Source organism: Leyella stercorea, from assembly GCF_019052365.1.
GTDB lineage: Bacteria > Bacteroidota > Bacteroidia > Bacteroidales > Bacteroidaceae > Prevotella.
The window spans coordinates 16,788-28,827 of record NZ_JAHQUY010000041.1; the positions used below are offsets into that span (position 1 = coordinate 16,788).

10 protein-coding genes are annotated in these 12,040 nt (G+C 54.3%); 9 read left to right on the plus strand and 1 reads right to left on the minus strand.

Features of this window, described 5'->3' with window-relative positions:
* The first annotated feature begins 214 nt into the window (after positions 1-214).
* The 4 genes from KTQ90_RS08400 (at position 215) to KTQ90_RS08415 (ending at position 4,003) form a co-directional block, all read left to right on the plus strand.
* Complete coding sequence (locus tag KTQ90_RS08400; protein ID WP_217318036.1) at positions 215-2,023, plus strand: AMP-dependent synthetase/ligase; 1,809 nt, start codon at positions 215-217, stop codon at positions 2,021-2,023.
* Positions 2,024-2,110: 87 nt separating this feature from the next.
* Positions 2,111-3,232 (plus strand): peptide chain release factor 2, encoded by a 1,122-nt coding sequence (gene prfB, locus KTQ90_RS08405; RefSeq protein ID WP_217318038.1) that lies wholly within the window; start codon positions 2,111-2,113, stop codon positions 3,230-3,232.
* A gap of 85 nt (positions 3,233-3,317) precedes the next feature.
* Positions 3,318-3,458 carry a hypothetical protein gene (locus KTQ90_RS08410; protein ID WP_022159195.1) on the plus strand — a complete coding sequence of 47 codons (141 nt, stop codon included), beginning with the start codon at positions 3,318-3,320 and terminating at the stop codon, positions 3,456-3,458.
* 65 nt (positions 3,459-3,523) lie between these two features.
* Positions 3,524-4,003: a CYTH domain-containing protein gene (locus KTQ90_RS08415; protein ID WP_217318039.1), complete on the plus strand. Its 480-nt coding sequence runs from the start codon at positions 3,524-3,526 to the stop codon at positions 4,001-4,003.
* Positions 4,004-4,250: 247 nt separating this feature from the next.
* On the opposite strand, the gene KTQ90_RS08420 is transcribed toward KTQ90_RS08415, so the two are convergent.
* On the minus strand, positions 4,251-4,772 hold the full coding sequence (locus KTQ90_RS08420) for an NUDIX domain-containing protein (protein ID WP_217318040.1): 522 nt from the start codon (positions 4,770-4,772) through the stop codon (positions 4,251-4,253).
* Between the two features lie 109 nt (positions 4,773-4,881).
* Between KTQ90_RS08420 and KTQ90_RS08425 the strand changes: the two genes are divergently transcribed.
* The 5 genes from KTQ90_RS08425 to KTQ90_RS08445 all read left to right on the plus strand — a co-directional run bounded on the left by KTQ90_RS08425 (position 4,882) and on the right by KTQ90_RS08445 (position 11,687).
* On the plus strand, positions 4,882-5,739 hold the full coding sequence (locus tag KTQ90_RS08425; RefSeq protein WP_407936612.1) for an alpha/beta hydrolase: 858 nt from the start codon (positions 4,882-4,884) through the stop codon (positions 5,737-5,739).
* A gap of 132 nt (positions 5,740-5,871) precedes the next feature.
* Positions 5,872-7,044, plus strand: coding sequence for a TlpA disulfide reductase family protein (locus KTQ90_RS08430; RefSeq protein WP_217318042.1), 1,173 nt, complete (start codon positions 5,872-5,874; stop codon positions 7,042-7,044).
* Between the two features lie 212 nt (positions 7,045-7,256).
* Complete coding sequence (dapF, locus tag KTQ90_RS08435) at positions 7,257-8,135, plus strand: diaminopimelate epimerase (RefSeq protein ID WP_217318043.1); 879 nt, start codon at positions 7,257-7,259, stop codon at positions 8,133-8,135.
* Positions 8,136-8,175: 40 nt separating this feature from the next.
* Positions 8,176-9,417, plus strand: a complete 1,242-nt coding sequence (locus tag KTQ90_RS08440) for an LL-diaminopimelate aminotransferase (protein ID WP_217318045.1) — start codon at positions 8,176-8,178, stop codon at positions 9,415-9,417.
* An 80-nt stretch (positions 9,418-9,497) separates the two neighbouring features.
* Positions 9,498-11,687, plus strand: coding sequence for a glutamine synthetase III family protein (locus KTQ90_RS08445; protein ID WP_217318046.1), 2,190 nt, complete (start codon positions 9,498-9,500; stop codon positions 11,685-11,687).
* Positions 11,688-12,040 lie beyond the last annotated feature (353 nt).

Sequence of the window (12,040 nt, forward strand, 5' to 3'; positions counted from 1 at the left end):
AATATAAAGCGAATGTTTGGTCAGCCGGCGGCTGACCAAGCATTCGCTTTTTTTATTTATTATTCGATATTTCCACTACATTCTCCCGTATTACCTTACGGCGTTTCTTGTTTTGCGAAAAATATATTATCGTTTTTTTTGTTCTTTCCTATTTTTAGCGTATTTTTGCATAATCATATAGGCTGCACGCTGCAGTCTTGCTAAAACAAAGCTTATGCAAACAAGATGTCATCTCTCGGTAATCGCCCATAAGTTGGCGGCAAAGTATGGCGAACGCGCTGCATTCACCTATAAAGACTTTGGCTCTTCAGTATGGAAGAAGATCAGTTACAACCGCTTCTCGCAGTTGGTGAAGCAGGCGAGCAACGCCCTTCTCAATCTCGGTGCGAAGCCCCACGACAAGATAGCTGTGTTCTCGCAGAACTGTCTTCAGTATCTCGTTACCGACTTCGGTGCCTATGGCGTGAAGCTTGTATCCATCCCGTTCTATGCTACAGCATCCGAGCAGCAGATACAATATATGATTAACGACGCTCAGGTGCGCTTCATCTTTGTAGGCGAGCAGGAGCAGTACGACAAGGCGCACCGCATCTTTGCGCTCTGCAACACGCTCGAGCGCATAATCGTGTTCGACCGCTCGGTGCGCATCTCTACGCACGACCCCGCAGCGCTATACTTTGACGACTTCCTGAAGCACGGCGAAGGACTGCCGCGCCAGTCGGAGGTGGAGCAGCTCTACAAGGAGGCGTCGATGGACGACCTCTGCAACATACTCTACACATCCGGCACCACCGGCGACTCGAAGGGCGTAATGCTCACCTACGGCCAGTACGACGCTGCGCTCGCAGCCAACGATGCCGTGGTGAAAGTCGGCGAGAACGACCGCATTATACAGTTCCTCCCCGTCACGCACATCTTTGAGCGTGGCTTCTCATACCTGGGCTTCTCAGAGGGATCACATATTATTATTAATACCGACCCGCACGAGATACAGCAGTCGATGCGCGAGACCCATCCTACATGTATGTCTTCCGTGCCCCGTTTCTGGGAGAAGGTATATCAGGCAGTGAAGGAGAAGATAGAACGCTCGAGCTCGTTTCAGCAGAAGATGTTCCGCCATGCGCTTGAAGTGGGACGCCGCTACAATGTAGAATGTAAGATGCGCTGCAAGTGTCCTTCGCCCTGGCTCGCTATGGAGTACAAACTCCTCGACAAGATGATACTCAGCCTCGTGCGCAAGCAGATAGGCTTGGAGAACAGCAACCTCTTCCCGACAGCCGGCGCCCGCGTGTCGCCCGAAGTGGAGCGCTTTGTTCACTCTGTAGGCATCAACATGGTTGTAGGCTACGGCTTGACAGAGAGTCTCGCCACAGTATCTTGCGACCGCGACAACAAGCCTTGCACTATAGGCTCCGTAGGACGTCCTATTGGAGGCATTGAGGTGAAGATCGGCGACGACGACGAAGTGCTGCTCAAGGGTCCGACCATCACAAAGGGCTATTATCACCGCGACGCAGCCAACAAGGATGCGTTCACCGAGGACGGCTTCTTCCGCACCGGCGACGCAGGCTATATAAAGGACGGCGAACTCTTCCTTACCGACCGCATCAAGGACCTCTTCAAGACCTCCAACGGCAAGTATATCGCGCCGCAGCTTGTAGAGTCGCTCATACTCGTCGACAAGTATATCGACCAGGTGGCAGTAATCGCCAACGAGCGCAAGTTCGTTTCGGCGCTCATCGTGCCCGAGTTCCGCCTCGTAGAAGACTGGGCTAAGGAGCACGGCATCGAGTTCTGCTCGCGCGAAGACCTCTGCGCCAACCCGAAGGTGAACAAGATGATTCTTGACCGTGTCAAGACTCTGCAGCAGCAGCTCGCCCACTACGAGCAGGTGAAGCGCATCACGCTCATCCCGCACCACTTCTCTATGGAGTCGGGCGAACTCACCAATACGCTGAAGATACGCCGACCGGTGGTGTACAAGAACTACAAGAACGAAATTGATAAGATGTACGAAGAATAAAGTTGATGTGTTGTGATGTTGATATGGTGACAAATGTCAACACCTCAACATCACAACACCTCAACCTTTCTAATTATAGAAATATAGATGATCACTTCCGACCAACTGAAGGATGTGCTTGAGCGCGCAGATGCCCTCAAGCGCTATCTTAATATCGACCAGAAGAAAGTAGAATTTGAAGAAGAACAGCTCCGCACGCAGGCGCCCGACTTCTGGGAAGACCCTAAGCGCGCTGAGGAGCAGATGAAGAAGGTGAAGACACTGGAGCGCTGGATAAAGGGCTACGCCCACGTGCGCCAGCTCGCCGACGAGTTGCAGCTCGCCTTCGACTTCCATAAAGACGAACTCGTAACCGAAGAGGAGGTAGACGACGACTACTCGAAGGCAATCACCGCCATCGAAGACCTCGAGCTGAAGAACATGCTGCGCCAGAAGGAAGACCCTATGGACTGCGTGATGAAGATAAACTCCGGCGCCGGCGGCACCGAGAGCCAAGACTGGGCGCAGATGCTCATGCGTATGTACATGCGCTGGGCAGAGGCTCACGGCCACAAGGTGACGATAAGCAACCTTCAGGAGGGCGACGAGGCAGGCATCAAGAGCGTCACGATGGAGATAGAGGGCGGCGAGTACGCCTACGGCTTTCTCAAGAGCGAGAACGGAGTGCACCGTCTTGTGCGTGTGTCGCCGTTCAACGCGCAGGGTAAGCGCATGACGTCGTTCGCTTCGGTGTTCGTGTCGCCGCTCGTCGACGATACCATCGAGGTGTATGTCGACCCGTCGAAGATTAGCTGGGACCTCTTCCGCTCGGGTGGTGCAGGCGGTCAGAACGTGAACAAGGTGGAGACGGGCGTACGCCTCCGCTATCAGTATACCGACCCCGACACGGGCGAGGAGGAGGAAATCCTCATCGAGAACACCGAGAGTCGCAAGCAGCTCGAGAACCGCAACAACGCCATGCGACTCCTCAAGTCGCAGCTCTACGACCGCGCCATGAAGAAGCGTCTCGAAGCGCAGGCGAAGATTGAGGCGGGCAAGAAGAAGATAGAGTGGGGTAGCCAGATACGCAGCTACGTCTTCGACGACCGCCGCGTGAAGGACCACCGCACCAACTATCAGACCACCGACGTCGACGGCGTGATGGACGGCAAGATAGACGGGTTCATCAAGGCGTATCTCATGGAATTCCCCGTGAGCGAGGAGGAGTAAGAGGGCTTCTGGGTTTTTCTAGGGGCTAGGTTTTCTAGGGATACTAGGGATAAGACAGAATAAACAATCAAAAAATCAAATAACTATGAGCCAGAAAAGTAATGTGCGCCGCGCAAAGTATGCGGCAGAACAAGAGAAGAAAGCAAAGAAAGTAGTGAAAGGAATCATCTGGACGCTCGTCGGACTTACAATAGCGTATATGATTTGGACCTTTACACAGTCTTAATAAGAAACTAAAAAGCGATGGGCGGGCGTATGTCTGCCCGTCGCCGCTTTAATAAGAAACAAGATATGAGTGGATTAGAAATAGAACGTAAGTTCCTTATACGTGAAGGCAGCGACTACAAGTCGGCTGCCTTTTCTCATAGCCGTATCAAGCAGGGATACATGCCCTGCCAGACGGCTACCGTGCGTGTCCGTACCCGCGACGACCGCTCCTGGCTCACCATCAAGAGTCACAGCGACCGGACCGGACTCTCGCGCTACGAGTTCGAAAAGGAGATAACGAACGACGAGGCGGAACACCTCTTCGAGCTTTGCCGCGGCGGAGTGATAGACAAGTGCCGCTGGCTCGTGAAGTCGCCCGACGGGCGCCACACGTTCGAGGTCGACGAGTTCTTCGGCGACAACGCCGGACTCGTAGTTGCCGAGGTGGAGCTTGGCTCCGAGGACGAGCCGTTCGCAAAGCCCAGCTTCATCGGCGAGGAAGTGACGGGCGACCGCCGCTACTACAACTCGCAGCTGCTCGTACATCCGTATAAGGATTGGTAACTATAGGGGGTGCACTTGTCTCAAGTGCACCAACATGGCAAGAAGTGCACCAACATAGCAAGAAGTGCCCTATAAGGGGGTGCACTTGTCTCAAGTGCACCAACATAACAAGAAGTGCACCAACCAAGCTGAATGTGTGGTTAACTTGGTTGGTGCACTTGAGACAAGTGCACCCCCTAAAGTTAGCATCCGTGAAAATCCGTGAAATCTGTGGGAGTATATCTCAGCAGAAAGAGAGAACCCCACGTTACTTCTGTCGTTCAAGATACTTCACCAGTCCCCAGCGCACAGATCGCAGGCCGAACTGCTCGGTGTGTATATCCTCGGGTTTTATCCACATGCACTCCGCAGCGTCGTCGTTGGCGGCGAGCACCGACTCGTCTTCCACGTCACACTCGTAGAACATGTCGAGCGTAGGCAGTTCGATGCCACTATAGCGATATACGTTAGGCAGCGAGAAAAGGTAGCGAGCTGCCGTCACCTTGAGGTTCGTCTCCTCCATCACCTCGCGCACAACACCCTCCTCCGACGTCTCACCAATCTCGGTGAAGCCGCCAGGCAGGTCGAGCGTGCCCTTTGCCGGTTCCTGCTTGCGCAGTGTGACGAGAATCTCGCCCTTGCTGTTGCGTATGATAGCCACGTTGGCTGCACTCGGATTCATGAAATACTCGAAACCGCAGTTCTCGCATTTCCTACTTCTCGCACCGTTCTCTACAAAATGATGACTGCCGCAGCGCGGGCAGTACTCGAACTTCTCTAATGGATGCATTTCTATAATGTTAATTAATTATTACAAAGCGCTTTTTTGCACTGCAATATTACAAAAAAAGTGTTACCTTTGCAAATAAATATTCTAAAAACCAATCTTTGTAACAGAAATGAAATACTTCGCATACCCTATGCGCGGCTCTATGGTCGTGCTCAAGTCCGTAATACTCACTGTGTTCTGCCTCGTTCTCGCCGCTCCGGCGCTCGCTCAGCGCACGTTCGACGTGCAGCTCTGGCAGAAGAAAGCCCCCAACAACAATAGTTTGGGCGACACCGCATACGTGAAGGTGTACCTGCCCGAGAAGAAGCATGCCACGGGTCGCGCCGTAGTGATATGCCCCGGCGGAGGCTACGAGCATCTGGCTATGGGACACGAAGGCATCGACTGGGCACCGTTCTTCAACGACCAGGGCATTGCCGCCATCGTGCTCCACTATCGCATGCCAGCCGGCAACCCTAAGGTGCCCGTGAGCGACGCTGAGGAAGCCCTGCGCCTTGTGCGCCGCAACGCACAGGCATGGCACATTGACGCCGACAACGTAGGTATCATGGGATTCTCTGCCGGCGGACACCTCGCTTCTACCGTCGCCACACTCTCAAAGGACGACGCCAAGCCCAACTTCCAGATACTCTTCTATCCGGTCATAACGATGCTCGACGGCTACTGCCATCAGGGCTCGCGCAAGAACCTGCTCGGCGAGCACGCACGCAAGAAGGACGAGCAGAAGTACTGCACCGACATGCAGGTGACACGCGTCACGCCGCGCGCCTTCATCGCCCTCTCCGACGATGACCACGTGGTGCAGCCCATGAACGGCGTCAACTACTACGCCGAACTCTACCGCCACGACGTGCCCGCATCGCTCCACGTATATCCCAGCGGCGGTCACGGCTACGGCTTGCGCACCAACTTCCGCTATCACATCGAGATGCTGCTCGATTTGAAGGCGTGGCTACAGAGCTTCTAAAACGCATAAGTAGCGGAGGTCTCCGGCCTCCGCAGCACCCGGTCGATTGTTAATAAATCACTTCTTTCTGCTTGTTTTCCGAAAATAATGCGTAAGTTTGCATGTTAAAACAAGCAAACAAGAAAAACGACGATGAATATAATGACTAAAAAGATTGCTGCATTCACCTTCGCAGCACTTACAGCGCTCGGTTTCGCTTCGTGCAACGAGCGCAAGTTTCACGTAGAAGGCGCCATCGAGAACGCTGCCGACTCCGTGCTCTACTTCGAGAATATGGGTCTGAACGGCGTTCAGACAGTCGACTCCGTGAAGCTCTCTGCCGACGGCGCGTTCGCCTTTGACGGCAAGGCAGTCACAGCCCCCGAGTTCTACCGACTGCGTATCGCCGGACAAATCATAAACGTAGCCATCGACTCTACGGAGACCGTAACCGTGAAGGCGAAATATCCCGCTATGGCAACCGACTATGAGGTGAGCGGATCGGACGACTGCTCGCGCATCAAGGAGCTTGCTCTCATGCAGATGCAGCTTCAGCAGAACGTCAACAACATCGCTCGCAACCCGCTGCTCGGCGCCGACGCCGTGGCAGACAGCGTGCAGAAGGTGGTCGAGGCATACAAGACCGACGTGAAGACCCGCTACATCTTCAAGGCGCCGATGAAGGCTTCGTCATACTTCGCACTCTTCCAGACGCTCTATGCCGGCGGTCAGCCCATGCTCATCTTCAATCCGCGCACATCCGAGCAGGACGTTCGCGTCTTCGCAGCAGTGGCTACCAGCTGGGATGCGTTCTATCCCAACGCCGAGCGCGGCGCCAACCTTCACAACATCGCCATCGAAGGCATGAAGGAGGTGCGCATGCTGCGCAGCCAGGCTGAGGCGACGCTCGACCCCGCAAAGCTAAACACAAGCGGTGTGCTCGACTTCACGCTCACCGACAACCACGGCGCACAGCGCAGCCTCTCGTCGCTGAAGGGCAAGGTGGTGATGCTCGACTTCCACGTCTTCGCCACCGGCGAGTCGATGAAGCGCATCATGATGCTCCGCGAACTCTACAACAAGTATCACGCTCAGGGCTTCGAAATCTATCAGGTGAGCCTCGACGAGGACGAACATTTCTGGAAGACGCAGACCGCAGCCCTTCCTTGGGTGTGCACACGCATGGACGAAGACTCGCAGCAGGTGCTCCGACTCTACAACGTGCAGCAGGTGCCAACGTTCTTCCTGCTCGATCGCAACTGCAACGTTGTGAAGCGCGACGCACAGATAAAGGATCTCGACGCAGAAATAAAGGCGCTGCTGTAATAGATTGTAACCAGAAACGCCTGAATGGCGTTGATAATTCTCAAATTGAAAGCATTTATAATAAAAGTGCTTTCAATTTGAAACTTTGTGCTAATTATTACGAAAATGCTCCGCCAATTCATTTGTATTTGCGCAAATAGTTGTAATTTTGCAGTCGTAATAATAATAGGAGCTGTTTCAGGGCTCCGCTTTAAGGTAAAAGGATAAGAAGAATGAGAAAGTCGGTAAGATTCACAAAGATGCACGGCGCAGGCAACGACTACATCTACGTTGACACGCAGAAGTACGATGTGCCCGACCCGTCTGCGGCTGCCATCGCATGGAGCAACCGCCATACAGGCATCGGCAGCGATGGACTCGTGCTTATCGGCAAACCGTACGGCGGCGTTGACGCCGATTTCTCTATGCGCATCTTCAACGCCGACGGATCGGAGGCTAAGATGTGCGGCAATGCGTCGCGCTGCATCGCGAAGTATCTCTACGAGCGCCGACTCACCGACAAGACAACCATACGCCTGCAGACACTCTCGGGCGTAAAGATTCTGACGTTGCATCTCGCCGACGGCGAAAACGCTGGTGGCGGTTCGGACAATATACATAATAATAAGGTGGAGAGCGTAACGGTCGACATGCTTGCGCCCACATTTCACGTGCCCGAGCAGTACGACGAGACGGCAGGCGATGCGCTTACCGTCGGTTCGCGCACGTTCCACGGCACGTTCGTGTCGATGGGCAACCCCCACTTTGTATGCTTCGTCGACGATATCGACACGCTCGACGTGGCACGATACGGCTCCGCGATGGAGGTAGTTTCGGCTTTCCCCGAACGCTGCAACATTGAGTTCGCCGAGATTAAGGCCGACGGCGCCATACGCACACGAGTGTGGGAGCGAGGCAGCGGCATCACTATGGCATGCGGCACAGGCGCCTGCGCTACAGCCGTGGCGGCAGCGATTGCGGGCAAGTCATCGCGTCGCAGCGCCATCATTATGGATGGTGGCACCTTACATATCGAATGGAATGAAGCCGACGGGCATGTCTATATGACAGGGCCGGCGGCTTTCGTCTTTGATGGAGAAATAGAGATTTAAAAATCACGATTTAGGATTTCAAGATAAAAATTTAGAGAGTATGGCATTGGTTAACGAACATTTCTTGAAACTCTCGAACAGCTATCTGTTCGCAGACATAGCCAAGAAGGTGAACGCCTTCAAGGTGTCGCATCCGCAGATGCGCGTCATCAGTCTGGGCATCGGCGACGTGACGCAGCCGCTGTGCCCCGCTGTGGTGGAGGCAATGCACAAAGCAGTAGACGAGATGGCGTCGGCAGACACGTTCCACGGTTACGGGCCGGAGCACGGCTACGACTTTCTGCGCGAGGCGATAATCAAGAACGACTTCGCACCGCGCGGCATACATCTCGACCCGAGCGAAGTTTTTGTTAACGACGGAGCAAAGAGCGACACGGGAAACATCGGCGAGATTGTGCGCTGGGACAACTCCATCGGCGTCACCGACCCGATTTACCCCGTATATATCGACTCGAACGTGATGTGCGGCAGAGCCGGAGTGCTCGAAGACGGTCGCTGGAGCAACGTCAACTATCTGCCATGCACCGCTGAGAACGGCTTCGTACCGCAGATTCCCGACCATCGCGTAGACATGATTTACCTCTGCTACCCGAACAACCCTACGGGAACCGTGCTCCCGAAGGCAGAACTGAAGAAGTGGGTGAAGTATGCGCTGGCTAACGACACGCTCATCTTCTACGATGCAGCCTACGAGGCGTACATCCAGGACGACGACATACCGCACTCTATCTACGAGATACGCGGCGCAAAGCAATGCGCCATCGAGTTTCGCAGCTACTCGAAGACGGCAGGCTTCACCGGCGTGCGCTGTGGCTACACAGTAGTGCCGAAGGAGGTGACAGCCGTGACGCTTGATGGCAAGCAGCGCATATCGCTCAACCATCTTTGGGAGCGCCGCCAGTCGACAAAGTTCAACGGAACGAGCTACATATCGCAGCGCGCCGCCGCTGCAATCTATACGCCGGAAGGCAGGCGCCAGGTGCGCGAGACGATAGCCTACTACATGCGTAACGCCGAACTGATGTGCGAGTCGCTCACGCAGATGGGCTTCGAAGTGTTCGGCGGCAGAAACGCTCCCTATCTCTGGGTGAAGACGCCGCACGCCATCGACTCGTGGCGATTCTTCGAGCAGATGCTCTATGCCGTGGGCGTGGTCTGCACACCGGGCGTTGGCTTTGGACCGAGCGGCGAGGGCTATGTGCGCCTCACTGCCTTCGGAAAACGCGAAGACTGCGAGGAGGCGATGCAAAGAATAGGCGAGTGGGTGCGCTCCACCCACTAAACACTTGCGAAGCGAGTGACAGACATATACAACGAGAAACAATAAAAAAACAATATAACGACTAAATACCCAATTAGACAATGGCAAATTTAAGATTTGAGGTTGTAGCCGAGGCTTTCAACAAGAAACCAGTTGAAGTGATTACGCCGATAGAACGTCCGTCGGAGTTCTTCGGCAAAAACGTGTTCAACCGTGCGAAGATGTATAAGTATCTTCCGCGCGAAGTGTACGAAAAGCTCATCGATGTCATCGACAACGGCGCGCGTCTCGACCGCTCCATAGCCGACGCTGTGGCTAAAGGCATGAAGCAATGGGCAGACGAGAACGGCGTCACTCACTACACACACTGGTTCCAGCCGCTCACCGAGGGCACAGCCGAGAAGCACGACGCCTTCATCGAGCACGACGGCAAGGGCGGAATGATAGAGGAGTTCTCTGGCAAGCTGCTCGTACAGCAGGAGCCTGACGCAAGCTCGTTCCCGAACGGCGGCATACGCAACACCTTCGAGGCACGCGGCTATTCGGCTTGGGACCCCACATCGCCGGTGTTCATCATCGACGACACGCTCTGTATCCCTACCATCTTCATCTCTTACACCGGCGAGGCGCTCGACTATAAGGCTCCTCTCTTGCGTTCGCTCCACGCCGTGAACGAGGCGGCTACGGCTGTCTGCCACTACTTCTACCCGGAGGTGAAGAAGGTCATCTCTAACCTCGGTTGGGAGCAGGAGTACTTCCTCGTTGACGAGGGACTCTACTCGGCACGCCCCGACCTTATGCTCACCGGTCGTACGCTCATGGGCCACGACTCGGCTAAAAACCAGCAGATGGACGACCACTATTTCGGCGCTATCCCCGAGCGTGTGCAGGCGTTCATGAAGGATCTTGAGATTCAGGCGCTTGAGCTTGGCATCCCTTGCAAGACTCGTCACAACGAGGTGGCGCCCAACCAGTTCGAGTTGGCACCGATCTTCGAGGAGACCAACATCGCCATCGACCATAACATGCTTCTCATGTCGCTCATGAAGAAGGTGGCTCGCCGCCACGGATTCCGCGTTCTGCTCCACGAGAAGCCGTTCGCAGGTATCAATGGTTCGGGCAAGCACGAGAACTGGAGTCTCTCTACAGACACCGGTGTGCTGCTCCACGGACCTGGTAAGACTCCGGAGGACAACCTCCGCTTCATCGTCTTCATCGTAGAGACATTGATGGCTGTATACAAGCACAACGGACTCCTCAAGGCGTCTATCATGAGCGCTACAAACGCTCACCGACTCGGCGCTCACGAGGCTCCTCCAGCTATCGTTTCATCGTTCCTCGGACGCCAGCTAACAGAGATTCTCAGCCATATCGCCGCTTCTGACAAGGACGAACTCTTCGACGTGGCTGGCAAGCTGGGCTTGAAGCTCGACATCCCTGAGATTCCGGAACTTCTCATCGACAATACCGACCGCAACCGCACATCGCCTTTCGCCTTCACCGGCAACCGCTTCGAGTTCCGCGCCGTAGGTTCTGAGGCAAACTGTGCGTCGGCAATGATCGTGCTCAACACTGCCGTTGCTGAGGCTCTGCAGTCGTTCAAGCAGCGCGTAGACGCTCTCATCGAGAACGGCTCCGACAAGGTGAGCGCCATTCTCGACGTCGTTCGCGAGGATATCCACACCTGCGCACCGGTTCACTTCGAGGGCAACGGCTACTCTGAAGAATGGGTTGAGGAGGCTAAGCGTCGCGGTCTCGACTGCGAGACTTCGTGCCCGAAGGTGTTCGAGCGCTATCTCGACGAGGATTCTATCCGTATGTTCGAGAGCCAGAACGTGATGACACGCAAGGAGCTTGAGGCTCGCAACGAGGTGAAGTGGGAGACATACACCAAGAAGATTCAGATTGAGGCACGCGTCTTCGGCGACCTCTCTATGAACCATATCATCCCTGTCTGCACTCACTATCAGAGCCGTTTGGCTAAGAACGTGCAGAGCATGTACGACATCTTCCCGAAGGAGACAGCCGACAATCTCACTTCGCGCAACAAGAAGATTATCGAGGAGATTGCCGAGCGCACTCAGATTATCGAGAATGGAGTAGAGGAGCTGGTTGAGGCTCGCAAGGTAGCTAACCGCATTGAGGATGAGCACCTTAAGGCCATTGCTTACCACGACACTGTGGCTCCGAAGATGGACGAGATTCGCTACCACATCGACAAGCTCGAGCTTATCGTGGCTGACGAACTCTGGACGCTCCCGAAGTATCGCGAGCTCCTTTTTGTACGCTAAACCATAAAAACACATTCTACGTGGAGCGAGTCTGCTTCTCGATAGAATGCTTAGAAGGGTGTGTTAGCACGCAGTAATTGCTGCTAACACACCCTTTTTTGTATATCAGCTCTCCTTTATGCCTCCCTTCACACCATAAAATCCCAGCTTTTGTCCTTTGGTGGCGTCCGCCGTCCGATCAGATTCCGTCCGCTACTATTTTCTCTCACTCGCGTATAATATTATAATGTGTTCGCCCACAATTATGCGCTTTAATTGTAAATATCTGTTAAAATCAAGCTAAAAATTCAACTTTTTCCTGCAAAAGTTTTGGAGGTTTGCAAAAAAGCTATACCTTTGCATCCGCTTTCGAG

What these genes read in the sequence shown, in the direction of transcription:
- KTQ90_RS08400 (WP_217318036.1), top strand. Translation starts at nt 215, where the DNA reads ATGCAAACAAGATGTCATCTCTCGGTAATCGCCCATAAGTTGGCGGCA.
- prfB (WP_217318038.1), top strand. Translation starts at nt 2,111, where the DNA reads ATGATCACTTCCGACCAACTGAAGGATGTGCTTGAGCGCGCAGATGCC.
- KTQ90_RS08410 (WP_022159195.1), top strand. Translation starts at nt 3,318, where the DNA reads ATGAGCCAGAAAAGTAATGTGCGCCGCGCAAAGTATGCGGCAGAACAA.
- KTQ90_RS08415 (WP_217318039.1), top strand. Translation starts at nt 3,524, where the DNA reads ATGAGTGGATTAGAAATAGAACGTAAGTTCCTTATACGTGAAGGCAGC.
- KTQ90_RS08420 (WP_217318040.1), bottom strand. Translation starts at nt 4,772, where the DNA reads ATGCATCCATTAGAGAAGTTCGAGTACTGCCCGCGCTGCGGCAGTCAT.
- KTQ90_RS08425 (WP_407936612.1), top strand. Translation starts at nt 4,882, where the DNA reads ATGAAATACTTCGCATACCCTATGCGCGGCTCTATGGTCGTGCTCAAG.
- KTQ90_RS08430 (WP_217318042.1), top strand. Translation starts at nt 5,872, where the DNA reads ATGAATATAATGACTAAAAAGATTGCTGCATTCACCTTCGCAGCACTT.
- dapF (WP_217318043.1), top strand. Translation starts at nt 7,257, where the DNA reads ATGAGAAAGTCGGTAAGATTCACAAAGATGCACGGCGCAGGCAACGAC.
- KTQ90_RS08440 (WP_217318045.1), top strand. Translation starts at nt 8,176, where the DNA reads ATGGCATTGGTTAACGAACATTTCTTGAAACTCTCGAACAGCTATCTG.
- KTQ90_RS08445 (WP_217318046.1), top strand. Translation starts at nt 9,498, where the DNA reads ATGGCAAATTTAAGATTTGAGGTTGTAGCCGAGGCTTTCAACAAGAAA.